The sequence below is a fragment of the Pseudomonadaceae bacterium SI-3 genome (assembly GCA_004010935.1).
Classification (GTDB): Bacteria; Pseudomonadota; Gammaproteobacteria; order Pseudomonadales; family Pseudomonadaceae; genus Stutzerimonas.
In genome coordinates this window covers 701,684-726,418 of the sequence record CP026511.1, presented here as the reverse complement: position 1 = coordinate 726,418, position 24,735 = coordinate 701,684, and the positions used below count along the sequence as shown (strand labels likewise).

At 63.7% G+C, this 24,735-nt stretch carries 21 protein-coding genes and 1 pseudogene; 9 read left to right on the top strand and 13 right to left on the bottom strand.

Annotation, left to right across the window (positions count from 1 at the left end):
- The first annotated feature begins 40 nt into the window (after positions 1-40).
- The 3 genes from C1896_03490 to C1896_03480 all read left to right on the top strand — a co-directional run bounded on the left by C1896_03490 (position 41) and on the right by C1896_03480 (position 2,860).
- Positions 41-700, top strand: a complete 660-nt coding sequence (locus C1896_03490; GenBank protein ID AZZ47504.1) for a DNA-binding response regulator — start codon at positions 41-43, stop codon at positions 698-700.
- On the top strand, positions 694-2,106 hold the full coding sequence (locus C1896_03485) for a two-component sensor histidine kinase (GenBank protein AZZ44059.1): 1,413 nt from the start codon (positions 694-696) through the stop codon (positions 2,104-2,106). The genes C1896_03490 and C1896_03485 overlap by 7 nt, the downstream gene beginning before the upstream one ends.
- 202 nt (positions 2,107-2,308) lie before the next feature.
- Positions 2,309-2,860: a cytochrome B gene (locus C1896_03480; GenBank protein ID AZZ44058.1), complete on the top strand. Its 552-nt coding sequence runs from the start codon at positions 2,309-2,311 to the stop codon at positions 2,858-2,860.
- A 55-nt stretch (positions 2,861-2,915) separates the two neighbouring features.
- Here C1896_03480 and C1896_03475 read toward each other — a convergent pair whose 3' ends face one another.
- From C1896_03475 to C1896_03425, 11 genes are all read right to left on the bottom strand, one after another.
- Positions 2,916-4,148, bottom strand: coding sequence for a molybdopterin molybdenumtransferase MoeA (locus tag C1896_03475; GenBank protein AZZ44057.1), 1,233 nt, complete (start codon positions 4,146-4,148; stop codon positions 2,916-2,918).
- Positions 4,145-4,690: a molybdenum cofactor biosynthesis protein B gene (moaB, locus tag C1896_03470; GenBank protein ID AZZ44056.1), complete on the bottom strand. Its 546-nt coding sequence runs from the start codon at positions 4,688-4,690 to the stop codon at positions 4,145-4,147. Before moaB ends, C1896_03475 begins: the two co-directional genes overlap by 4 nt.
- Positions 4,691-4,921: 231 nt before the next feature.
- Entirely contained in the window at positions 4,922-5,911 is a 990-nt protein-coding gene (gene moaA / locus C1896_03465; GenBank protein ID AZZ44055.1) for a GTP 3',8-cyclase MoaA, read from the bottom strand.
- 171 nt (positions 5,912-6,082) lie between these two features.
- Positions 6,083-7,000, bottom strand: a complete 918-nt coding sequence (locus tag C1896_03460) for a peptidylprolyl isomerase (GenBank protein ID AZZ44054.1) — start codon at positions 6,998-7,000, stop codon at positions 6,083-6,085.
- An 82-nt stretch (positions 7,001-7,082) separates the two neighbouring features.
- Positions 7,083-7,880 (bottom strand): respiratory nitrate reductase subunit gamma, encoded by a 798-nt coding sequence (gene narI, locus C1896_03455; GenBank protein ID AZZ44053.1) that lies wholly within the window; start codon positions 7,878-7,880, stop codon positions 7,083-7,085.
- Positions 7,873-8,628: a nitrate reductase molybdenum cofactor assembly chaperone gene (gene narJ / locus C1896_03450; protein AZZ44052.1), complete on the bottom strand. Its 756-nt coding sequence runs from the start codon at positions 8,626-8,628 to the stop codon at positions 7,873-7,875. The genes narI and narJ overlap by 8 nt, the downstream gene beginning before the upstream one ends.
- Before the next feature lie 3 nt (positions 8,629-8,631).
- On the bottom strand, positions 8,632-10,170 hold the full coding sequence (narH, locus tag C1896_03445) for a nitrate reductase subunit beta (GenBank protein AZZ44051.1): 1,539 nt from the start codon (positions 10,168-10,170) through the stop codon (positions 8,632-8,634).
- Between the two features lie 99 nt (positions 10,171-10,269).
- Positions 10,270-14,025 carry a nitrate reductase subunit alpha gene (locus C1896_03440; protein ID AZZ44050.1) on the bottom strand — a complete coding sequence of 1,252 codons (3,756 nt, stop codon included), beginning with the start codon at positions 14,023-14,025 and terminating at the stop codon, positions 10,270-10,272.
- A gap of 104 nt (positions 14,026-14,129) precedes the next feature.
- Positions 14,130-15,617 (bottom strand): MFS transporter, encoded by a 1,488-nt coding sequence (locus tag C1896_03435; protein AZZ44049.1) that lies wholly within the window; start codon positions 15,615-15,617, stop codon positions 14,130-14,132.
- Positions 15,618-15,631: 14 nt separating this feature from the next.
- Positions 15,632-16,090 carry a universal stress protein gene (locus C1896_03430; protein AZZ44048.1) on the bottom strand — a complete coding sequence of 153 codons (459 nt, stop codon included), beginning with the start codon at positions 16,088-16,090 and terminating at the stop codon, positions 15,632-15,634.
- A 15-nt stretch (positions 16,091-16,105) separates the two neighbouring features.
- Positions 16,106-17,707, bottom strand: coding sequence for a NarK/NasA family nitrate transporter (locus C1896_03425; GenBank protein ID AZZ44047.1), 1,602 nt, complete (start codon positions 17,705-17,707; stop codon positions 16,106-16,108).
- 297 nt (positions 17,708-18,004) lie between these two features.
- Between C1896_03425 and C1896_03420 the strand changes: the two are divergent.
- From C1896_03420 to C1896_03410, 3 genes and pseudogenes are all read left to right on the top strand, one after another.
- Positions 18,005-19,955, top strand: a pseudogene (locus C1896_03420) (nitrate/nitrite two-component system sensor histidine kinase).
- A complete protein-coding gene (locus C1896_03415; protein AZZ44046.1) occupies positions 19,885-20,541 on the top strand; it encodes a two-component system response regulator NarL in 657 nt (218 codons plus the stop codon). The pseudogene C1896_03420 and the gene C1896_03415 overlap by 71 nt, the downstream one beginning before the upstream one ends.
- A gap of 157 nt (positions 20,542-20,698) precedes the next feature.
- Positions 20,699-21,481, top strand: a complete 783-nt coding sequence (locus tag C1896_03410) for a hypothetical protein (protein AZZ44045.1) — start codon at positions 20,699-20,701, stop codon at positions 21,479-21,481.
- 90 nt (positions 21,482-21,571) lie between these two features.
- Here C1896_03410 and C1896_03405 read toward each other — a convergent pair whose 3' ends face one another.
- Entirely contained in the window at positions 21,572-22,111 is a 540-nt protein-coding gene (locus tag C1896_03405; GenBank protein AZZ44044.1) for a DUF4345 domain-containing protein, read from the bottom strand.
- A gap of 173 nt (positions 22,112-22,284) precedes the next feature.
- On the opposite strand from C1896_03405, the gene C1896_03400 reads away from it, so the two are divergent.
- Positions 22,285-22,719 carry a metal-binding protein gene (locus C1896_03400; protein ID AZZ44043.1) on the top strand — a complete coding sequence of 145 codons (435 nt, stop codon included), beginning with the start codon at positions 22,285-22,287 and terminating at the stop codon, positions 22,717-22,719.
- Between the two features lie 89 nt (positions 22,720-22,808).
- Entirely contained in the window at positions 22,809-23,669 is an 861-nt protein-coding gene (locus tag C1896_03395) for a neutral zinc metallopeptidase (GenBank protein AZZ44042.1), read from the top strand.
- A 21-nt stretch (positions 23,670-23,690) separates the two neighbouring features.
- On the opposite strand, the gene C1896_03390 is transcribed toward C1896_03395, so the two are convergent.
- Complete coding sequence (locus C1896_03390; protein AZZ44041.1) at positions 23,691-24,032, bottom strand: hypothetical protein; 342 nt, start codon at positions 24,030-24,032, stop codon at positions 23,691-23,693.
- A gap of 107 nt (positions 24,033-24,139) precedes the next feature.
- Here C1896_03390 and C1896_03385 point away from each other — a divergent pair, with 107 nt between their 5' ends.
- Complete coding sequence (locus tag C1896_03385) at positions 24,140-24,718, top strand: DUF2796 domain-containing protein (protein AZZ44040.1); 579 nt, start codon at positions 24,140-24,142, stop codon at positions 24,716-24,718.
- The last annotated feature ends 17 nt before the right edge of the window (positions 24,719-24,735 follow it).

The following is a 24,735-nucleotide window of genomic DNA, read 5'->3' as shown; positions in this document are numbered from 1 at the left end:
CAAAGCAATGCCACAAACCCTTCAGGACGACAGAAACGACATGCGTATTCTGCTGGTGGAAGACGATCGTGCCCTTGGCGAGGGCATCCGCACTGCGCTGAAGCCGGAGGGTTATACGGTGGACTGGCTGCAGGACGGTGCTAGCGCGCTGCACGCGCTGAATCATGAGAGCTTCGAGTTGGCCATCCTCGACTTGGGCCTGCCGCGTATGGACGGTCTGGAAGTACTCAAACGGCTGCGCGCCAGCGCCAACCCCGTGCCGGTGTTGGTACTGACCGCGCGCGATGCCACCAGTGATCGCATTGCCGGGCTGGACGCCGGTGCCGACGATTACCTGGTCAAACCCTTCGATGTCGCCGAACTCAAGGCTCGCCTGCGCGCCCTGCTTCGGCGCAGCTTCAATCGCCCGGAGCCGACCCTGGAGTACCGCGGCATTCTGCTCGACCCGGTCAACCAGCAGGTCAGCTACCAGGGCGCGCCGATCAACCTGCCGCGCAAGGAATTCGTCCTGCTCCACGAGCTGATCGCCCAGCCCGGTCGGGTGCTGACCCGCGATCGGCTGCAGCAGGTGCTCTACGGCTGGGACGAGGAGGTCGAGAGCAACGCGCTGGAGGTGCATATCCATCACCTGCGCAAGAAGTTCTTCCCCGAGCTGATCCGCACCGTGCGCGGGGTCGGCTATTTGGTGGACAAATGCTGAGGCGCTCTATCCGCAACCGCACCCTGGTCCTGGTGCTCGGCATCCTGCTGCTGTCGCTGAGCCTGATCTCCTGGCGCAGTTATCGCGACGCTCGCCACGAGATCGAAGAGCTGTTCGACGCCCAGCTGGCGCAGAGCGCGCGGCTGGTGCAGGGGCTGGTGATGCGCGAAATGGAGCCATCAGCCCGCCACGCGCTGCAGAGCGCGTTGGATGCCGCGGTGAACGCGCGGCGGAATCAGGGGGTGCCCGGGCACGATTACGAAACCAAACTCGGCTTTCAGGTCTACGCCGCGGATGGCAGCAGCGTGCTGCAGTCCGCCGGTGCGCCGAACGGCGCCTTGCAGGAATTGGCCAAGGCAGCCTCGGCGTCGCCCTTCAGCGCCCTGAGTGGCGGCTATCACGACGTGCAGCTCGACGGCCATGCCTGGCGCCTGTTCTTGTTGCACGATCCCGAGGACGAACTCTGGATTCTGGTCAGCGAGCGCGACGATGTACGCGGCGAGCTGGTCGGCAAGATCGCCCGACGCAGCCTGCTGCCAGACCTGATCGGTCTGCCTCTGCTGGCGCTGCTGATCTGGTTGGCGGTGGGCTGGGGCTTACGCCCGCTGGCGCACATGGCACAGCTGCTGAAGAATCGCGATCCGGACAACCTCGCGCCGCTGCTGCTGGCACCGCTGCCGCAGGAGTTGGAGCCGGTGGCCGCCTCGCTCAATCGCCTGCTGCAACAGGTCAATCAATTGGTCGATCGGGAAAAGCGCTTCATCGCCGACGCGGCCCATGAACTGCGCACGCCCCTCGCAGTGCTGCGCATTCACGCCCAGAACGCACAACAGGCCGGCAGCGAGGCAGACCGTGACGAAGCCCTCAGGCAGCTCCTCGCCGGGGTCGACCGTACGACACGCGTAGTCACTCAGCTGCTGACCCTCGCGCGACTGGAACCCAGCGCCCAGCAACTGCGCCTGGCACCGCTGGACATGCGTCGGCTGACACGCGACACCCTCGCCGAGCTGACGCCACTGGCCATCGCCCGCGATCAGGAACTCACGCTGGAAATCGATGAGCACGGTGACTACTCACTGACCGGCGATGCCGCAAGCCTGGCCACGCTGTTGCAGAACCTGGTCGGTAACGCGCTGACCTACACCCCCAGCGGCGGGCGGATCGAGGTACAGCTGCGCAGCACCCCGGATAAGTTGATCATTGAGGTTGCGGACAGCGGGCCCGGTATTGCGCCCGAGCTGCGTGAGCAACTGTTCGAGCGCTTCGTTCGCCTCGGCGACGGTCAGGGTGCTGGGCTCGGCCTGTCGATTGTGGCGCGCATCGCCGAGCTGCACGGTGCGACTGTTGAACTGCTCGATTCGGCACTGGGTGGATTACGCGCGATTGTGCGTATTCCCCGTACCTGAGCCTGTCCCCAATCCCAGGCCTTCCCCTTCGCGCAGCACCGGTATCCGACCGTCGCGCCCCGTATCAGCCGTCGCTGCGCTGCCTTGAGGCATGCCGCGCAACAACACCGCGTCGAATCGTCGCGACGCTTGCCCAGATAAGCTTCGCTTAAGTTTCGAGGCCTAGACTCGGCGGCAAGTATCCACACGAGGAGTAGGTGAAATGAACGATAAACTGATGCCGATCCGCTACGGACGGCTGTCCATTGGCTTGCACTGGCTGATGGTGCTGCTGATTGCAGCGGTCTACGCAACGATCGAGCTGAAGGGTAATTTCGCCAAGGGCAGCGAGCCGCGAGAGTTGCTCAAGCAGTGGCATTTCATGCTCGGGCTGTCGGTGTTCATGCTGGTCTGGCTGCGTTTGCTGGCTCGATGGCTACGCCCGGCGCCGCTCGCTATTGCCAACGCAGCCTGGGAGCAACGGTTGGCAAAGCTGGCGCACTTGGCGCTCTACGCGCTGATGATCGGCCTTCCGCTGTTGGGCTGGCTGACCTTGAGCGCCGCTGGCAAACCCATTCCGTTCTTCGGTCTTGAACTACCCGCTCTGCTGGGCCCGGACAAGGCCTTAGCCGGTGATATCAAGGAAGTTCACGAAACCGTGGCCGTGCTCGGTTACTGGCTGATCGGTCTGCATGCTGCAGCAGCGCTGTTTCACCACTACGTTCGCCGCGACGACGTCCTTCGACGGATGCTGCCGCAGCGTCACCAGGCCTAACGCGCAGACATGAAAACGCCCGGTCGACTCGTCATCGACCGGGCGTTTTCGTTTGTCAGCCGAGCAGTTCGCTGAACGGCAGGTACTCCACCGTCTCCCCTTCTTCCAGCGTGCGGTTGCGCTCGACGATGGCCAGGCCTTCCGCCCAGCTGGCCGAGGTCAGCATCGCCGAGCCCTGCCGCGGGTGCAGGCACACGCGCATCTCGCCATCGACCTGCTCCAGCCGTGCGCGCAGGTACTGGCGGCGGTTGTTCGGCTTGCGCCAGGCGAAGCCAGCGGTCAGGCGCAGCGGCTTGGGCAGCACCTCGGTGCAACCCTGGGCACTGAGCAGGAACGGCCGCGCCACCACCAGCGAGGTGATCAGCGCCGCAGCTGGATTGCCGGGCAGGCCGATCCACGGTTTGCCATTGACCTCGCCAAAGGCCAACGGCTTGCCGGGCTGAATTGCCAGGCGCCACATGTGCAGCTCGCCCAGTTCGCGAATGGCCTGTTTGAGGTGATCCTCCTCGCCGACCGAGACGCCGCCAGAGGTGATCAGCATGTCCCACTCAGAAGCGGCCAGCGCCAGGGCGTCACGGCTGGCAGCCAGTTCGTCTACCAGGATTTCGTAGTCGTGCACTTCCATCCCGAGGCTGCGCAGCACGCTGAGCAGGCAGTAACGGTTGGAGTTGTATATCTGTCCCGGCGCCAGCGGCTCACCGGGTTCGCGCAGCTCGTTACCGCTGGAAAGCAGACCGATGCGCAAACGACGATAGACCGCCACGCGGGCCACGCCGAAGCTTGCCAGCAATCCAATTTCCTGCGGTCGCAAGCGCTTGCCGGCCTGCAGCACGGCCTCACCGGCCTTCACTTCTTCGCCCTGCCGACGCACATGGGCACCCGGGATAACCCCGGGGAAATGCACGCGATCGGCCTCAATCTGGCAATCCTCCTGCGCCACCACGGTATCGGCGCCCGGCGGCAGCGGCGCGCCGGTGAAGATGCGCACGGCGTGGCCGGCAGGCAGTTGCTGGTCGGCTGCATCACCGGCGGCGATGCGCCCGGCCAGCGGCAGCCAACCGCCGTCTGCCGGCAGGTCAGCCGCGCGCAGGGCGTAGCCGTCCATCGCGCTGTTGTCCCAGGCCGGCACCGGGAAGGGTGCATCGAGGGGTTCGGCCAGCACCCGACCAAGGGCATCGGGCAGCGTCACATGCTCGACCGGCGGCAGCGCGGGCACCCGCGCCAGCAGTTCGGCAATGGCCTCGTCGACCGGCTTCAGGCCACTGGTGTCGCAGCCACAGGCGCTCATGAGCGTGGCCCGCAGTATTCGACCGCGCTAGCCTTGAGGTGCGGCACGAAATTGCAGGGCTTGGTACGGCTGTCCAGCTGCTCGACAAGGATCTTGTTCCAGGCGGTGCGGCACGCATTGGTCGAACCGGGCAGACAGCAAACCAGAGTGCCGTTGCTCATACCGGCCAGCGCGCGGGACTGCACGGTGGAGGTGCCGATCTCACCCAGTGAAACGTAGCGGAACAGCTCGCCGAAGCCGTCGACATCTTTGTCGAGCAGCGGCTGCACCGCCTGCGGAGTGTTGTCGCGGGCGGTGAAACCGGTGCCGCCGGTGATCAGCACCACCTGCACATTCTCGCTGGCGATCCAGCTGCAGACGCGGGCGCGGATCTGCCAGATGTCGTCCTTGACGATGGCCCGCTCGGCCAAGGTATGGCCGGCGCTCTGCAGCCCATCGATCAGCGCCTGGCCGGAGGTATCGGAATCGATGTTGCGGGTGTCGCTCACCGTAAGCACCGCGATGCTCAGGGGCTGGAATTCGGTGTTGGACAGATGAGCCATGGCTCGAAACTCCTTTGAAGATGTGTGCACAGGCTGCACCCGTGCCGTATGCGAACCCATTACCCTTTGGAGGTATGTGCGCGCTGAGAGGTGCCGTGAGCGTTGCAGGCGATGGCACGAGCGGTTTCTGCGACAAGGCCCGACTGTGGCACCTGGCATGTGAGTCAAGCCGGCAATACCGGCCGATGGTAGCGAATTAAGCGATCGACTCGTAGCCCATGGGGCATTGGCTCAACCACCGCTGGCGTTCATGAAGCGCAATACCTGGACCTCACCGCCACTGGAGAATTCGTGGCGCAACGGCTTGCGCTGCAACGCGGCGTGAATCGCATCGATCACCGGCTGATCGCTAATCGGGTGACGACGCAGCAAGGCACGCAGGTCGATGGCGTTCTCGTGCCCCAGGCACAGCAGCAGGCGCCCTTCCACCGTCAGCCGCACGCGGTTGCAGGTGGCGCAGAAGTTGTGCGAATGCGGCGAGATGAAGCCGATACGCGTCTGCGGATGGTCCGGCAGGCGCACGTAACGCGCCGGGCCGCCGCTCTGCTCGGCCGAATCGATCAGCGTGTGCCGCTCGGCGATCAGCGCCTTCACCTCGTCGCTGGAGCAGAAGCTCTCGCCGCGCGAACGACCTACGTCACCCAGCGGCATTTCCTCGATGAAGCTCAGGTCCAGCCCGCTGGCGATGGCGAAATCCACCAGGTCGGCGACTTCCTCGGCGTTGCGGCCCTTCATCACCACGGCGTTGAGCTTGATCCGCTCGAAGCCGGCATCGCGCGCCGCCTCGATGCCGTCGAGCACCTGCTGCAGCTGACCGGTGCGGGTGATGGCGTGAAATTTTGCGGCATCCAGGCTATCCAGGCTGATGTTCAGCCGCTTTACCCCGGCGCGCGCCAGCGGAGTGGCGAGCTTGACCAGTTGCGAGCCGTTGGTGGTCATCACCAGTTCGCGCAGGCCGGGCAGTGCAGCGATGCGCTCGCAGAGGCCGACGACGCCCTGGCGCACCAGCGGTTCGCCGCCAGTGAGACGAATCTTTTTTACCCCCAGACCGACGAATATCCGCGCGATGCGTTCCAGTTCCTCCAGGCCGAGCACCTGCTGGCGCGGCAGGAAGGTCATGTCCTCAGCCATGCAGTAGACGCAGCGAAAATCACAGCGGTCGGTCACCGACATGCGCAGGTAGTCGATCTGGCGGTTGTGGGCATCGCGTAATTGAGTCATCGATAACACCTCTGAACCTTCGTAGGGTGGATGAACTCGTTTCATCCACCAGAGCCCCGTCCGGTGGCGCGACCCGGTGGGGTGGTGCGAGTGCCGCCGCTTCCATCCACCCCCAGCCCGCAAAGGTGGATGGGTGAAGCGTCATCCACCCTACGTTGAGCCAAGTCTCCGTTATTGCATCAGTGGCGTGTCAGCGCCCTGCATATGGATGCCATCGATGTGCGCCGCACCCACCAGGTTCTGCAGGTACTGGCTGACGCCGATCTGCCAGACGCGCTGGTTGAGCTCGGCGCGGATCGAGCCGGCGACGACCTCGTAAGGCAGCTGCTCGCCTTCGATGCGCTGGTCGACGGCCACCAGGTGATAGCCGTAACGGCTCTCCAGCGGTTGCTGGCACAGACCGACCGGAAGACGGAACAGCTGGCGCTCGAATTCCGGCACCGTCTGGCCCTTGCTGATCTGTCCCAGTGCACCGCCCTGCCCCTTCGACGGGCAGGCCGAATGCAGCAGCGCCAGTTCGGCGAAGCATTGCGGGTCGGACTGCAGCTGCGCGATCAACGCCAAGGCCTGTTCCCGAGCCAGGCTGCGGGCTTCGGCATCGTCTGCCGGGGAGGCCAGCAGAATATGCCGCGCGGCCAGCAAGGGTGCGCTGAAGAAGCGCTGCTGGTTGCCGTTGTAGTACTGCCGGCAGGCCGCCTCATCGGCCAGCGGCAGCGGCACTTCCTGCTCGATCAGGGTGCGGGTGGCCGCCTCCTCCTCGCTCTCGCCGGCCTCGGCTCGCACCATCAGCCCCAGTTCGCCGATGCGCTGCTGCAACAGCTCACGCAGCACCAGCGCCTGGGTCGCCAGGTAGACGGCCTCATCGCGGCTTTCGGCCGGGTGACATTGCAGTTCCTGGGCAATGGCCTGCGAGGCGATCGCCACGCCGTTGACGTGCACCTGGGGCCATTCCTGTTCACTGCTGGCGATCAGCGAGGGTTCGTGCGCCAGCTCCTCGAACAGCGGGGCCTCGGCCGGCACTTCGATCTCAGGACGCGCGCCGCCACCGCAGCCGCCTCCACCTGTGCTTCCACCACATCCACAACCCATGATGATCACCTCGATAAAGCCGTTTGGACGTTTGGTCGATTCAGCCAGGGCGGCTGACGCAGAGACGCCAGCCGCCGAGCCATCACGCCGGCGTCTTGTTCTTAGCCGTGGCGTAACCGGGCACAGCCGTCGGCGCGGATGTTTCGCGGGCGGGTGCTTCATAGGTACGCGGGCGTTGCGGGCGCGGAATGGTCGGTTTGACACCCTTCTGACGGACGATTTGGTAGCGCCGCCCCAGGTACCACACCGGTGCGCTGACGATGTGCACCAGACGGGTGAAGGGGAACAGCACGAACAGGGTCATGCCGAGAAACACGTGCAGCTTGTAGATGATGCCGACCGTTTCGATGGCGCCTGCGGCCTTGACCGGCTGCAGGGTCACCAGGCTCTGCGCCCAGGTGCCCAGCAGCACCATCACCGAACCGTCCAGGTGGCCGGTGGAGGCGATGATGGTCAGCAGCCCCAGCACCAGCTGCGCCAGCAGCACGAAGAGGATCATGATGTCGCTGGTGTTGGAGGTGGCACGCACGCGGGCGTCGGTCATCCGGCGGTGAATCAGCATCACCAGCCCGATCAGGCAGAGGATGCCGAAAAAGCCACCGGACACCATCGCCACGATCTGCTTCTGGCCACTGCTGATGAACGAGTGATACAGCGCCTCGGGCATCAGCAGGCCGACGAAATGTCCGGCCAGGATGAAGATGATGCCGACGTGGAACAGGTTGCTCGCCAGGCGCATGCGGTTGTTTGACAGCATCTGGCTGGAGCCAGCCTTCCAGCTGTATTGCGACAGGTCGAAGCGTGCCCAGCTGCCGATCAGGCAGATGGCCAGGGCGATGTAGGGGTAGACCCCGAACAGCAGGAAATTGAAGTTAGACATTGCGCACCTCCTGGGCGAGCGCGGCGGCCTGCCCGTCATGCTTGAAATCGGTCCAGTGCAGCGGCACCGGGCTTTCCTCGCGAGCCTTGCCCGGCCCGCTCGGCATGGATGGGCAGCGATCCTGCTGCTCGGCCTGGAGGAAATTGACCTGTTCCTCCTCCCAGATCTTGTCCAGCGCTTCCAGCGAGTCGTCGCGTTCCTCGGCGGCGACCTGCTCCTGCAGGCCGGCCAGGGTTTCCTGCACCTGTTCGCCGGCGATCTGCAGCAGTGCACGGAAGCACGCCGCATGCGGGCTTTCGCGCTCCTGCAGACGCGCCGCCAGCAGAGCCAGCAGGTGCGACACGTCGGCCAGCCCCTCGCGGGCCTCGAGGTCATCGCGGGTGGCGAGGTACTCGAGGTACAGCGGAATGTAGTCCGGCAGCTCGCGTACACCGATGTCGAAGCCAGCCTCGGTGTACTGCGCCATCAGGTTGACCATGGCCTGGCCGCGGTCGCGAGACTCGCCATGCACGTGTTCGAACAAGAGCAGCGACAGTGAACGACCGCGGTCGAACAGGTCGGTGTAACGCTCCTGCACGTCCATCAGGTCGTCTTCGGTCAGCTCATCGAGCAGGCGGCGCAGCGCGATGCGCTGCTCCGGGCTGATCTCGCGCGCCGCGCCGATGGCCTGAGCCAGTTCGGCATGGCCGTCGCGCAGGTGCTGGTCGGGATAGTCCAGCAGCAGGGAAATCACTTTAAGGATGCGCATGGCTCAGTCCTCCCACAGCTGGACGGTCTGGATGATGTCGCGGCGGTTGGCCTTCTTCGCGCCGAACATGTTGGTGTCCGAGGCGCCCGAGCAGCCGCTGCCGAAGCTGAAGCCGCAACCGGAACGCTCGGCGAAGGCGTCGCTCATGGCCTCCTCGCGATGCGCGGTCGGGATCACGTAGCGATCTTCGTAGTTGGCGATGGCCAGGTAGCGGTACATGTCCTCGACCTGGGCCACCGACAGCCCAACGCTCTCCAGCACCTCCAAGTCCTGCACGCCATCGACCTGCTCGGCGCGCTTGTAGGCACGCATGGCGAGCATGCGCTTGAGCGCCAGCTTGACCGGCTCCTCGTCACCTGCGGTGAGCAGGTTGGCCAGGTAGCGCAGCGGGATGCGCAGGCTGTCGACGTCCGGCAGCACGCCGTCCATGCTGACGTGGCCAGCCGCCGCGGCGTTCTGGATTGGCGACAGCGGCGGCACGTACCACACCATCGGCAGCGTGCGGTATTCCGGGTGCAGCGGCAGGGCCAGCTTCCAGTCCACCGCCATCTTGTACACCGGCGAGTTCTGCGCGGCTTCGATCACCGACATCGGTACGCCGTCGTTGAGCGCCTGCTCGATGACCTTCGGATCGAACGGATCGAGGAAGATCTCCAGTTGCTTGGCGTACAGGTCCTGCTCGTTGACCGTGCTGGCCACTTCATGGATGCGGTCGGCGTCGTACAGCAGCACGCCGAGGTAGCGGATGCGGCCTACGCAGGTCTCGGCACAGACGGTCGGCATGCCGGCCTCGATGCGCGGGAAGCAGAAGATGCACTTCTCGGATTTGCCGCTCTTCCAGTTGAAGTAGATCTTCTTGTACGGGCAGCCGCTGATGCACATGCGCCAGCCGCGGCACTTCTCCTGGTCGATGAGAACGATGCCGTCCTCCTCGCGCTTGTAGATCGCACCACTCGGGCAGGACGCCGCGCAGGTCGGGTTCAGGCAGTGCTCGCACAGGCGCGGCAGGTACATCATGAAGGTGTTTTCGTACTGCCCGTAGATGTCCGCCTGGATCTTGTCGAAGTTCTTGTCCTTGCGACGCTTGGCGAACTCGGTACCGAGAATTTCCTCCCAGTTCGGGCCCCACTCGATCTTCTCCATGCGCTGACCGGAGATCAGCGAGCGCGGACGTGCCACCGGCTGGTGCTCGGAGATCGGCGCGGTGTGCAGGTTCTGGTAGTCGAAGTCGAACGGCTCGTAGTAGTCGTCGATGGTCGGCAGGTCAGGGTTGGCGAAGATGTTCGCCAGTACGCGAAACTTGCCACCGATGCGCGGGTTGATGGTGCCGTCGCCGTTGCGCACCCAGCCGCCCTTCCACTTGTCCTGGTTCTCCCACTCCTTCGGGTAGCCGATGCCAGGCTTGGTCTCGACGTTGTTGAACCAGGCGTATTCCATGCCTTCACGGCTGGTCCAGACGTTCTTGCAGGTGATCGAGCAGGTGTGGCAGCCGATGCACTTGTCCAGGTTCAGGACCATGCCCACTTGTGAACGAATTTTCATTGTGCAACCTCCACAACCGGCGCCTTGATCTTCAGAGCGGGCATGGTCCGGGGACCATGCGCTGCCACCTTGGGTGAACGAATCTTCATGGCCTATTCCTCAGATGTCTTGCGGCAGGGGTTGCGGCAGGTCGTTGCCGTTCGGGCCGTCGAGCCAGTCGACCTTGGCCATCTTGCGTACCACGACGAACTCGTCGCGGTTGCAACCCACGGTGCCGTAGTAGTTGAAGCCGTACGCCTGCTGGGCGTAGCCGCCGATCATGTGGGTGGGCTTGAGCACCACGCGGGTCACCGAGTTGTGGTGGCCGCCGCGGGTCTTGGTGGTCTCGCTGCCGGGCACGTTCACGATGCGTTCCTGGGCGTGGTACATCATCACCATGCCTTCCATCACGCGCTGGCTGACCACCGCACGGGCGGTCAGGGCGCCGTTGGCGTTGAAGCACTCGATCCAGTCGTTGTCCTCGATGCCGGCCTTCTTGGCGTCGACTTCCGACATCCACACGATCGGGCCGCCACGGCTCAGGGTGAGCATGATCAGGTTGTCCGAGTAGGTGCTGTGGATACCCCACTTCTGGTGCGGGGTGATCCAGTTGAGGACGATTTCGGTATTGCCGTTGCTCTTCTTGCCCTTCACGTAATCGATGGTGCGGGTGTTGATCGGCGGCCGGTAGCTCATCAGCTGCTCACCGAAGGCCTGCATCCACGGGTGGTCCTGGAAGAACTGCTGGCGACCGGTGATGGTGCGCCACGGGATGAACTCGTGGACGTTGGTGTAGCCGGCGTTGTACGACACATGCTCGTCTTCCAGGCCTGACCAGGTCGGGCTGGAGATGATCTTGCGCGGTTGCGCCTGGATGTCACGGAAGCGGATCGCCTCGTGCTCCTTGGGCAGCGCAAGGTGGCTGTGGTCGCGGCCGGTGAATTCCGACAGAGCGGCCCAGGCCTTCACGGCAACGTGACCGTTGGTTTCCGGCGCCAGACTGAGGATGACCTCGGCGGCGTCGATGGCCGACTCGATCTGCGGACGCCCTTGGCTGACGCCCTCCTCGCGCACCTTGTAGTTCAGCTCGCCGAGGAAATCGACTTCAGCCTGGGTGTTCCAGTTGATGCCCTTGCCACCGTTGCCGAGCTTGTCGAGCAGCGGGCCGAGGGAGGTGAACTTCTTATAGGTGGCGGGATAGTCGCGCTCGACCACCGCCATGTTCGGGCAGTTCTTGCCCGGCTGCGGATCGACGCCTGCGGTTTTCCAGTCGGTGCCGCCGAATGGCTGGGCCAGTTCGCCGGGGCTGTCGTGCAAGAGCGGCACGGTGACCAGGTCCTTTTCCACGCCCAGATGACCTTCGGCCATCTTCGAGAAGGCCTTGGCGATGCCCTTGTAGATCTCCCAGTCCGAACGCGCTTCCCAGGCCGGGTCGATGGCGGCGGACAGCGGGTGGATGAAGGGGTGCATGTCCGAGGTGTTCATGTCGTCCTTCTCGTACCAGGTCGCGGTCGGCAGGACGATGTCGGAATACACGCAGGTCGAGGACATGCGGAAGTCGAGGGTGGTGACCAGATCGAGCTTGCCGATGGCGCCGTCGTCCTGCCATTCGGCTTCGAGCGGCTTGAAGCCGTCACGCTTGCCGAGGTCCTCGTTCATCACGCCGTTCTTGGTGCCCAGCAGGTACTTGAGCATGTACTCGTGGCCCTTGCCCGAGCTGCCCAGCAGGTTGGAGCGCCAGATGAACATGTTGCGCGGGAAGTTTTCCGGGCTGTCCGGCTGCTCGCAGGAGAAGCGCAGCGAACCGTCCTTGAGCGACTGGGTGACGTAGTCCACCGGCGACATGCCGGCGGCTTCGGCGTCACGGCAGATCTGCAGCGGGTTGCGGTTGAGCTGCGGCGCGCTCGGCAGCCAGCCAGCACGTTCGGCGCGGATGTTGTAGTCGAGCATGTGCTCGGGGAACTGCGACTTGTCGGCCAGTGGCGAGAGCACTTCGTGAATGCTCATCTTCTCGTGGCGCCACTGCGAGCTGTGGTTGTAGAAGAAGCTGGTGCCGTTCATCTGGCGCGGCGGACGGCTCCAGTCGAGGCCGAAGGCCAATGGCAGCCAGCCGCACTGCGGACGCAGCTTTTCCTGGCCGACGTAGTGAGCCCAGCCGCCACCGGTCTGCCCCACGCAACCGCACAACATCAGCATGTTGATCAGGCCGCGGTAGTTCATGTCCATGTGGTACCAGTGGTTCATCGCCGCACCGACGATGATCATGGAACGGCCGTGGGTCTTGTCGGCGTTGTCGGCGAATTCACGGGCGATCTGGATCGCCTTCTCACGCGCCACGCCGGTGATGACTTCCTGCCAGGCCGGAGTGCCCGGCACGCTGGCATCGTCATAGCTGGAAGCGACGTTGGCGCCACCCAGGCCACGGTCGATACCGAGGTTGGCGGCCATCAGGTCGAATACGGTGGCGACCTTGGTGGTGCTGCCGTCGGCCAGGGTGATGCTGCGTACCGGTACGCGGCGCAGCTGGATGCTTTCGCCTTCAGCGTGCTGGAAGTGCTCGTGGAGGATGCCGCCGAAGTACGGGAAGGCGACCTCGGCCGTCTCGCCGCCATCGATCTGGGTCAGGCTCAGGTCGACGTCACGGCCGTCCTTGCCTTCGCGGGCTTCGATGTTCCACTTGCCCTTCTCGCCCCAGCGGTAGCCGATGGAGCCGAGCGGCGAAACCAGCTCGCCGGTGGTGCCATCGACTGCGATGGTCTTCCACTCGGGGTTGTTCTCCTGGCCGAGGTTGTCGGCCAGATCCGAGGCGCGCAGGAAGCGGTCGGCGATGTAGCTGCCGTCCTTCTCGTTCAGGCGCACCAGCACCGGCAGGTCGGTGTAGCGCTTGGCGTAGTCGCGGAAGTATTCGCTCGGCGTCTCGAGGTGGAATTCCTTGAAGATGACGTGGGCGAATGCCTGGGCCAGGGCGGCGTCGGTGCCCTGCTTCGGGTTGAGCCAGAGGTCGGTGAGCTTGGCGACCTCGGCGTAGTCCGGGGTGATGGCAACGGTCTTGGTGCCTTTGTAGCGGACTTCGGTAAAGAAGTGCGCGTCCGGGGTACGGGTCTGCGGGACGTTGGAGCCCCAGGCGATGATGTAGTTGGAGTTGTACCAGTCGGCCGATTCCGGCACGTCGGTCTGCTCGCCCCACACCTGTGGCGAGGCCGGCGGTAGGTCGCAGTACCAGTCGTAGAAGCTCAGGCACACGCCACCGATCAGGGACAGGTAGCGGCTACCGGCAGCGTAGCTGACCATGGACATGGCCGGGATCGGCGAGAAACCGATGACACGGTCCGGGCCGTACTGTTTGACGGTGTAGACGTTGGCGGCGGCGATGATCTCGTTGACTTCTTCCCAGCTGGAGCGGATGAAGCCGCCCATGCCGCGCTTGCTCTTGTAGGACTCGGCCTTGGCCTTGTCCTCGACGATGCTGGCCCAGGCGTCCACCGCGGTCATGCTGCGCCGCGCTTCACGCCACAGCTTCAGCAGCGGCTTGCGCACCTTGGGGTACTTCAGGCGGTTGGCGCTATAGATGTACCAGCTGTAGCTGGCGCCGCGCGGGCAGCCGCGCGGCTCGTGGTTGGGCAGGTCGTTGCGGGTGCGCGGGTAGTCGGTCTGCTGGGTTTCCCAGGTGATCAGGCCGTTCTTCACGTAGATCTTCCAGGAGCACGAACCGGTGCAGTTCACCCCGTGCGTGGAGCGCACGATCTTGTCGTACTGCCAACGCGAGCGGTAGACGTTCTCCCAGTCGCGGGATTCGATGCGGGTTTCGCCATGACCGTCGGCGAACTCGCCTTGCTTCCTGTTGAAGAAGCGCAGTTGATCGAGCAAGTGGCTCATTGGTTTCTCTCCTCACTCCGGTTGCGAACCACTGGCCCGACCGGTCGGCTTATCAATCTCGGCTGGCGCCCGCCTCTGGGACCGACGCATCAGGGCTATGAACGTCAGGACGCGAGCTTCTGGCGGGCCTCCAACTCGCGGTCGACGCTGGATACGTAGTACTCGTCGGAGAACGCTCCCTCGGGCTCCTTCAGCCAGAGCAGGCAGAGCCCGAAGCTGACGAACGCACCGGCGGCAATCACCATGAAGAACTGCGAGGGGGTCACGAAGGTGTAAAGGGTCAGGTAGCAGACGGCGCCAACGTTGCCGTAGGCCCCGGCCATGCCGGAGATCTGCCCGGTTACCCGGCGCTTGATCGAGGGGATGATCCCGAAAGTCGCGCCCTCGGCGCCCTGAACGAACATCGAGCAGGCCACGGTGATAGCGACAGCGACGATCAGCGGCCAGGACGCGTTCATCAGCCCCATCAGGAAGAACCCGACGGCGATGCCGAGCATGTAGGCGAGCATGACGAAGCGGCGGTTGCCGAAGCGGTCGGAGACCAGCCCGCCCATGGGCCGCGCCACCAGGTTCACGAAGGCGAAGGAGGCAGCGATGATGCCCGCGGTGGTCGGGGTCAGGCCCCAGGTCAGCTCAAAGAACATCGGCAGCATCGACACCACCGCCAGCTCCGCACCGAAGTTGGCGAAGTAGGTGGAGTTCAGCGCGGCCACGGTGTTGAAGGGGTACTTGTCGTCTTCCGGCACGCCCTTCTTCAGGATCGGTATGTTGACCCGCAGGATCTGCACCACCTGGAAGATCACCACCAGCGCGATCACCGAGTAGCAGATCGCCGCACCGGTCGCGCCCAGGTAACCCAGCCCCTCGATGCGCCAGACCAGGATGCCCAGCACGCCGACCATGGGGATGGTCCAGACGATCAGTTTGATCATGTCGGCCCAGGTGCTGACTTCCAGCGCGCTGGCCTTGTGCGGCTTGCGGTGGATGGTGCCGGCCGGGCCGTCGGTAAGGGCAAACCAGTAGTACACGCCGTAGACGGCCATGACGATCGCCGAGCTGGCAATCGCCCAGCGCCAGCCTTCCGGGCCACCGAAGGCGTGGATGGCGATGGCCGGCAGGCTCATGGCCGCCGCTGCGGAACCGAAGTTGCCCCAGCCGGCGTAGAAGCCTTCGGCGAAACCGATGTCCTTGGGCTTGAACCACATGGCCGTCATATGGATGCCGACCACGAAGCTGGCGCCGATGGAGCCGAGGATCAGCCTCGACACCAGCAGCTGGACGCGGCTGTCACCGAAGGCGAAGAACAGCGCGGGCGCGGCCATCACCACCAACAATACCGAGAACACCCGGCGCGGCCCCCAGTGGTCGAGCGCCATGCCGACGAGAATGCGCGCCGGGATGGTCAGCGCCACGTTGGCGATGGCGAACAGCTTGAGGTCTTCGGGCGTCAGCCAGTTCACGCTTTTCAGCATGCTTGAGGCCAGCGGCGCCATGCCGAACCAGACAAAAAAGCAGATATAGAAGGCGATCCAGGTCAGATGCAGGGCCCGGATCTCGGGGCGCTTCCATTCGAACAGCGTAGAAACTCTCATGCTGAGCTCCTCACTCAGGGGCAGGCTTGGATCAGGACCGGGCAAGGCGCCCGGCGGGCCAGGAAGGCGCTGACGCTGCCGAAGGTCATGTAGTCGAGCTCGTCGACCAAGAGATTCAGCGAGCGGGAGATGAAGCCGCCGTCCGGTTCGTTGGAATGCCGCGCGATCACCAGCAGATCGGGCTTCTTGTGCTCGGCAGCCTTGAGAATCATCTTGCGGGCGTCGCCTTCGGCGAGCATCACGTCGACGTCCAGACCGAAGGCGCTGACCTTGGCCGCCGCCTCCTGCAGGAACGCCTGGAATTCGCGACGTTCACGCTCGTAGAGCTCGGCCGCCGAATCGCTGGTATCGCGGGTGTCTTCCACCACCCCGATCAGCATGATCAGGGGGTTGAGCGGACCGAACATCTCGAGGGTGGCGTCCAGGGCTTTCCTGGCGTTACGCGAGTTGTCGTAGGCAAGCATGATGTTCATGGCGGCTCTCCGGTCTCAGGGGTTCTTCACGTAGGCGTTGGGGCGCAGGTAGAACCACCAGTTGAGGATCAGGCACAGCGCGTAGAACACCGCGAAGCCGTACATCGCCACTTCCGGGGTGCCCGCCTTGACCTGTTCGCCGATCACGATCGGGGCGACGAAGGAGCCGTAGGCGGCGACAGCGGAGGTCCAGCCGAGTACCGGGCCGGCCTTCTCGCGGTCGTAGATGACGCCGATGGTGCGGAAGGTCGAGCCGTTGCCGATGCCGCTGGCGGCGAACAGCACCAGGAACAGCACCAGGAACAGGAAGAAATACTCTTCAGGCTGGGCCGAACCGTAGGCCTGTTGCATCACGTAGCCGGCCGCGACCGAGGCGCCAACCATGACCACCGAGATCACCTGGGTGACGATGGAGCCGCCGACCTTGTCGGAAATCCAGCCGCCCAGCGGACGGATCAGGGCGCCAATGAACGGCCCGATCCAGGCGTAGGTCAGCGCACTCGGTGCGTTGGGGTTGGCGACGCGAGTTACTACACCGTCGGCGCCGACCTCGTTCATGAAGCCGAAGATCACCGTGATCGACAGTGGCAGCGCCATGGAAAAGCCGATGAACGAGCCGAAGGTCAGGATGTAGAGAACGCTCATCGACCAGGTGTGCTTGTCGCGGAAGATCGCGAACTGGCGCTTGATGTTCGGGCTGATGCTGCCTGGCAGCAGACGCAGCATGCCGAGCGTCGCGCCGATGGTCAGCAGCATCACGCCCCACATATTCAGCACGCCGAGGCCGGTCGGCGCAGGCAAGTACAGGTACAGGCCGACGGCGGCGGCGAAAAAGGCCACGGCGTAGAGACCGAGAATCTTGCCGAAGGCGTTCAGCGGGTAACCCGGCGTCGGCGAGATCACCAGCAGGTTGTTCATGCCGAACCAGCCGGCGAAAGCCAGCGGCACCAGGAACAGCAGCCAGACCCAGCCACCATTCTGGATCCAGGTATCGGTTCCGGCAGGAATGCCGCCGATCAACGTGCCGCTGTCCTTGACCAGTGTCATCGGGTCACCGGCGATAAAGCCGAACACACCGGCGGTCATTACCAACGGGATCAGGATCTGCATGGTGGTGACACCGAAGTTACCGAGGCCGGCGTTGAGGCCCAGCGCCAATCCTTGCTGGTTCTTCGGGAAGAAGGTGCTGATGTTGCTCATCGAGCAGGCGAAGTTGCCGCCGCCGATACCGGAGAGGAAGGCCAGCAGCTGGAAGACCCACAGCGGTGTGTCCTGGCTCTGCAGGGCAATGCCCGCACCGGCCGCCGGAATCATCAGCAGTGCGGTAGTCAGGAAGATGGTGTTGCGCCCGCCGGCAATGCGGATCATGAACGACGCCGGGATGCGTAGAGTGGCGCCGGTGAGGCCGGCGATGGCGGTCAGGGTGAACAGCTCGGCGGGCGCGAAGGGAAAGCCCAGGTTGAGCATCTGCACCGTGACGATGCCCCACATCAGCCAGATGGCGAAGCCCATCAGCAGACTCGGGATGGAGATCCACAGATTGCGATTGGCGACCCGCTTGCCAGTGGTGTCCCAGAAGATCTGGTCCTCCACGTCCCACTTTTCGATATTGCTCATGGTCGATCCTCTTGGCGCCAAGACCCTGCCTGCAAGCGCAGCGGGTTCAGGAATGGCTCGCACGCTAAGCGGGGGGGATCGATCCGAATTTGACTGGGGTCAATACAGCGAAACTGGCGTTTTGCCACAGGCACTGTGACTACCCCTTCCGAGGTACTCCTTTTCCAACCGGAAAATCGTCAGTGAATCAGCAGGTTAAGCCAGTGTCACGGGGTCAGTCGCGGAGGGCCTGGAGGGGTCCATGAAGCATTGGAGGTACGCTCTCACCCGTGGTCAGCGGGATCGACGAGGCGCAGAATGAGGCATCGCCCGACCGTCGAGCCGAACATGTCTTCAACCGAAAGCGAGCCGCTCTCCACCCGACACTCGATCGTGTTCAATACGCTGGTGGCCTTCGTGGTGATCATCGGTGTCTCGCTGCTCAGCATGCTTGCCAACCTCTACCTGGCCGACGCCCTGGAAGGCGATGCCGAGGCGATCAATCAGGCCGGCAGTCTGCGCATGCAGGCCTACCGCCTGGCTTTCACTGCCGAACACGGCTCGCAGGCGCTGCTTTACGAGCGCATCGAAACCCTGCAGCAGACGTTGCGCTCCGCCTCGTTGCGCTCGGCCTTGCACCGCCACGGCAGCACCCGTCTGCCGGCTTTGCACGCTGCGGTTTCGCAGCATTGGGAACAAGACATGCGCCCATTGCTCGATGCGCAACCGGCGCGGCTAGAGGACTACCGTCGAGAGGCGCCGGCCTTCGTCAGTGAGCTGGACATCTTCGTCCGTACGCTGCAGGAGGCATCGGAAGGCAAGCTCAGCGTTATCCGAGCACTGCAGGCCTGCACTCTGTTCGTCATCGTGCTGATCGCTTTCGTGCTCATCTACGGCCTGCACAACAACCTGGCCACGCCACTGCGCAGCCTGACCAAGATGGCGCGCGATATCGGCAAGGGCGACTTCAGCGGCCAGGTGCAGATTCCCGGCGATACCGAGCTCAGCCTGCTGGCCCGCACGCTCAACCAAATGAGCCAGGAACTGGCCAGCCTTTACGCGCAAATGGAGCAGAAGGTGGATGACAAGACCGCCGCCCTGACCCGCAGCAACGCCACGCTGCAGCTGTTGTTCGACAGCGCCCGGTTGCTCTACAGCAAACCGGACGACCCCACGCAGATGATGGGCGCGCAACTCAACAAGGTGCAGCAGGTCCTCGACACCGGCCCGATATCGCTGTGCCTGAACCGTTCCGCCGAAGCGGGCAGCCATACGGCGATGACTTCGCACGATTTGCAGCCGCCTGAATACTGCCAGCTACCCCAGTGCGATGCTTGCCCGGTGAACCAGAGCGGCCGACTGCCGAGCGGCGAAAAACTGCTGACGTTCGAGTTGCGCTCCGGGCCGGATGACCTGGGCTCGCTGCGGGTGGCCTATCGCCCAGGCGAGCCATTGCAGCCCTGGCAGACGCTACCGCTGACGACCCTGGCCGACCTGTTCGCCGCATCGCTGAGCCTGGCTCAATCGGGCCAGAAACAGGCACGCCTGGCACTGATGGAGGAGCGGGCAGTGATCGCCCGTGAACTGCACGATTCACTGGCCCAGGCGCTGGCCGCGCAGAAGCTGCAGCTGGCAAGGCTGAAGCGTCTGATGCAGAAGCAAAGCGACCAGGCACAACTGGACGACAGCGTGCAGCAGATCGACCAGGGTCTGAACGCGGCTTACCGCCAGCTGCGGGAACTGCTCACCACCTTTCGCATCAAGGTCAACGAACCAGGGCTCAAACCGGCGCTGTATGCAACGATCGAAGAGTTCAGCGCCAATTCGGGACTGCAGGTAGAGAGTGACTATCAGCTCGATCACTGCCCGCTCACTCCCAACGAAGAAGTGCACTGCCTGCAGATCGTCCGCGAGGCGCTTAGCAACGTGGTCAAGCATGCCGAGGCGGAGCACTGCTGGCTGAGCCTGACGCAGGACAGCATCGGCACCATCCACGTGAGGATCGAGGACGATGGCATTGGCATCAACCCCGAGGAGCAGCGTGCCGGCCATTACGGCCTGATCATCCTGCGCGAGCGCGCCAACAGCCTGAACGGCACCATCAATATCGGTCGGCGCCCCGCCGGAGGCACGCTGGTGTACCTGAGGTTTCCGCCCGCCTACCGCCACATTTCCCCGGAGCCAGGAACATGTCACGCATGAACGAAGGGACTACTGCACGAATCCTGCTGGTCGACGACCACCCCATGATGCGTCGAGGCTTGCGTGACCTGCTGGAACTGGAAAGTGATCTGGAGGTGGTCGGTGAGGCGGGTAACGGCGAGGACGCCATCCACCTCGCGCAACAGACCGAGCCCGATCTCATCCTGATGGACCTCAACATGCCGGGTATCGACGGACTGGAAACCACCCGCCGCATGCGCGATGCGGACATCGATGCACGTATCGTCATGTTTACCGTCTCCGATGAACAAAGCCATGTACTCGAAGCCCTGCGCAACGGTGCTGACGGCTATCTGCTCAAGGACATGGACGCCGAACAACTGGTCGAGCAGATCCGCCTGGCGGCGACCGGCCGTATGGCCTTGAGCCCCGAACTGACCCAGGTGCTCGCCGAAGCGATCCGGGTACGTCCGAAACGCACCGGGCAGGTGCCATTCTCCAGCCTGACCAAGCGCGAAAAAGAGGTCCTGCGTCTGATTGCCAAGGGCCAGAGCAACAAGATGATCGCCCGTAAGCTCGGCATTACCGAAGGCACCGTCAAAGTCCACGTTAAGAATCTGCTGCACAAGCTGGGCCTGCGTTCGCGGGTGGAAGCGGCGGTCTGGGTACTGGAGAACGAGGCCAAGGGCTGAACCGGATGCGCCTGGTGTGCGCCACGGCTCAGGCTGCAACAACACTCCAGCGCCCTTGATAACCATCAATGCCGTTAGCGCGCAGGGCTCTATCGTCTCGCCACGCCGACTGACCGAACGGTCAGCATCGCGCCCGTCCGGACGTCAGGAGCGCTCCATGTTCAAATTTCCGTTAACCATTGCACTGCTACTCGGCCTGCTTGGCAGCCTTCCCTGCCAAGCAGGCATCAGCGACGCTGAAGCGGTCAACCGAGCCGGCATGCAGCGTATGCTCAGCCAACGCATCGCCAAGACCTATCTGATGATCGGCACCGACACCCGTGTCGACCTCGCCGCCAGTCAGCTCGACAACAGCATTGCCAGCGTCGAGGAGAATGCTCAGTGGCTCGATGAATACGCCGCTGACGGGGATATCCGCAAAGCATTGAACGAGGCAACTGACACCTGGCACCAGTATCGTCAGTTGGCTCTGAGCCGCCCGGACCGCAGCCAATCCGCCGAACTCCTGCGCCTGGCTGACCGCTTCCTCAGCCAGAGCGAAGCGCTGGTCGGGAAAATCGAGCGTCACAGCGGCAATCAGGCGGCCCGTCTGGTCAATCGCAGCGGGCGCCAACGCATGCTCAGTCAGCGCATCGCCATGCTTTACCTTGCCATGAGCTGGAAGCTTCCAGAGCAGCGCTTGCGCAGCGACTTCGACGCGGCGGTTACAGAGTTCGAACACGGGCTGAATGAGCTGAAGGCCGCGCCGCAGAACACCGCGCAAATCGTCAGCCAGCTCGAAAAGATCGATACCCAATGGCGTTTCGCCCGGGCCGGATTCACCTTGGCAGACGATTCACGCTTCGTGCCGACCGTAATCGTCACCACCAGCGACTCGCTGCTGCGCAAGCTTGAACAATTAACGTTGGATTATGAACGCCTGGCCGGTAGCGGCCGATGAGTGCACGAGGCAAAGCCCTCCGGCTCAACCGAGAGGTAACGGCGCTTCGTCAGCGCCAATGCGAAGCTGACCTGCTTCCGGCGGCATCGGTCAGGCGAGCGGATCCCCTCGACGGAACGGCTGCGGTGCCGCGTCACCGGACGCGGGCTCTACGGCCGGAGGCGTGTCGCCAAGCTTGAATGGCATCGGTGATTCGCTGACGAGGCGATGGGTGGCAGGCTCAAGGCGCTCAGGCTCTGGCTCCGGACGCTCGCGAATAGCACGCCAGGCGAGACCGGCGAACACCACAGCCAGCACGCGATAGAGCATGGAGGCGAGATCGAAGCCAACCAAGGCGCCGCCATCCAGCCAGAGCGACACCAGCCTCCCCAGCACCAGCGCCGCCATGGTCATCACTAGCATGATCAGGGCTGACCGGGCTCTCTCCGGTGCACGCGCGGCCCAGATCAGGAACAATGCCAGCCCCAGCTGCAAGCCGCCGTAATAGACACGCATGTGACTGACCGACGCAGTTTCCATCAGCAGCATGCCATTGAGATTGGCCATCTCGTGAGGCCGCAGCCAGTAGGCCAAACTGAGACAGGCCATCACCAATGCCTGCGCGAGCAGAACGAAACGGGCAAAACGCATCGAAAACTCTCCTGACGGCGGCTCCGCACCACGATGGATATCCGACCGGATCGCCCCGTTTTGGTTCGCTCCACGCTTGTTCGCCGACTCCTGTGACATTCGCTCACACCAGCAGGCTTGGGTGCCTGCGAGCATGGGGCTATGCTGCGCACAACCCCGCCGGAGAGACCTTCATGCGTCGTTTATTGCTTGTCACCGCTCTTTTCGCCAGCCTCGCTCAAGCCGCCGAGCCCATCGCCATCGAGGTGCACCGCGACGCCAATTGTGGTTGCTGCAAGGCCTGGATAGAGCATCTGGAAGCCAACGGGTTCGAGGTCGACGACCACGTTGAACCCGACATGGCCGCCGTCAAGACCCGCCTCGGCGTGCCCCATAGCCTGGGTTCCTGCCATACCGGCGTGATCGATGGAAAATTCGTCGAAGGCCACGTCCCGGCTGCCGACATTCTCAAGCTTCGAGCACAGCCCGATCTGATCGGTGCGGCGGTACCCGGCATGCCGATGGGTTCGCCAGGTATGGAAATGGGCGACCGTAAAGACGCGTTCAAAGTAATCGCTGTGAGCGACGAAGGTGAGCAGTCGGTGCTGGCCGAGTACCCGGCAGACTGATGAAACAGACGAAACGTTTGTAGCGCCGCTGAATTTGCTGAGGCTGAGGCCGGTCTGACTCAGGTAAGAACTGACAGAAGGACTCAGGCATGCGTTGGAAGAAGGCTCGTCGCAGTGACAATGTGGTGGACGCTCGCGGCCGAAGCGGAGGCATCGGTGGCGGTCGCCTGACCCTGGCGGGCGTCGCAATCGTGGTGGTGATCGGTCTGTTGTCCGGCCAGGATCCCATGCAGATTCTCGGTCAGTTGGCCGACCAATCAGGTCCCGCAACGACCCAGCAGAGCAACACCCCAGCCAACAGTGAGGACCCGCAGGTTGCCTTCGTCCAGTCCATCCTGGGCGACACCGAGGACACCTGGCGCGCCTTGTTTCAGCAGTCCGGCCAGCAGTACCGCGACCCAACGCTGGTGCTATTTCGTGGTGGCGTGAACTCGGCCTGTGGCTTCGCCAATTCGGCGGTCGGCCCCTTCTACTGTCCGGGCGACCAGCAGGTGTATCTCGACCTGCAGTTCTTCGACGAGATGGCGTCGCGTTTTTCGGTCGCGGGCGATTTCGCTCAGGCTTATGTGATCGCCCATGAGGTCGGCCACCACGTACAGACACTGTTAGGCGTCTCGCAACAGATGCAGGCTGCCCGTCAGCGCGGCGCGCGCATGGAGGGCGACAATGGCCTTCTGGTTCGCCAGGAATTGCAGGCGGATTGCTTCGCAGGGGTCTGGGCCAACCACGCCCAACAGCGTCATGACTGGCTTGAGGCAGGGGATCTGGAGGAAGCACTGAATGCGGCGAACGCGATCGGCGACGACCGTTTGCAGCAACAAAGTCAGGGCCGAGTCGTTCCAGATGCCTTCACCCATGGCACCTCTGCGCAACGGGTGACGTGGTTTCGTATCGGGTTCGACAGTGGCGACCCGACACGCTGCGATACCTTCCAGACGCAGCGTCTGTAACCCGGATCGCAGTCGCGCCGTTCATTCGACCCAGCGATAGACAGGCGCATCCGCACCGCTATCGACCTTCACCTGCGCGCAGTGGCGCAAGCGCACCAGCAGACGCTTGCCCATTTGAGCGCTGCCCGCCAGCGCTTGCAGCTCGGCCAACAGCTGAGGCCCGTCCATGTTCTGTGCCGTTCGCAGCAACTGCTGCGCCTCGTGCCAATGAGGGTCAACGGTAGGCTTGTCAGCCGGCTGCAGCGGGGCAGCCGCAACCTGTGCAGCGGGCATCTGACGCCCCAACTGCGCCCAGTCGTGATCGTCCATTTCAATGCTGAGGTCCACCGCTAGATCGCCCACATGGCCGCGAATTCGAATCATCGCCACTCTCCTGAAAAACTAGATCGCATGCTCCCATGGGAGGTGGACACTGGCCAGACGTTACGCACGTTTGTTATAACGTAACCCTCAACCATATGGAGATCACCATGCGCCGTCTGCTGCTTGCCCTGCCCTTCGCCTTACTGCCCGGTTTTGCTCTGGCTGCTGAACACGATCACGACCATGCGCACCACGACAGTCTCAGCGCCCACGAGCATGGCGCTGCGGAACTGGATGTGGCGCTGGACGGCTCCACGCTGGAAATCGAGCTGCGCAGCCCGGCGATGAATCTGGTGGGCTTCGAGCACGCGCCGAGCAGCGATGCAGACAAACGCAAGATTGCCGACGCACGCAAACAGCTGGAACAGCCGAACGGGCTGTTTGGCCTGCCTGCAGCAGCTGGCTGCACCCTGGCCGAAACCGAGCTCGAAAGTCCGCTGTTCGAAGGCGAGGCCCATGACGACGAGCACGAGCACGAGCACGACGATGATCATGAAAGCCAGCACAGCGAAATTCACGCGCACTACCGCTTCGATTGCGCCACGCCCCAAGCGCTGCAGGCGCTCGATCTGCAAGCCTTGTTCAAGGCGTTCCCCGGCACTCAGAAAATCCAGGCACAGCTGATCGGTCCAAAGGGTCAACGGGGCGCCGAAATCGACGCGGACCAGCCACGCGCGACGTTCTGATCCGATCCCGTCTGCCG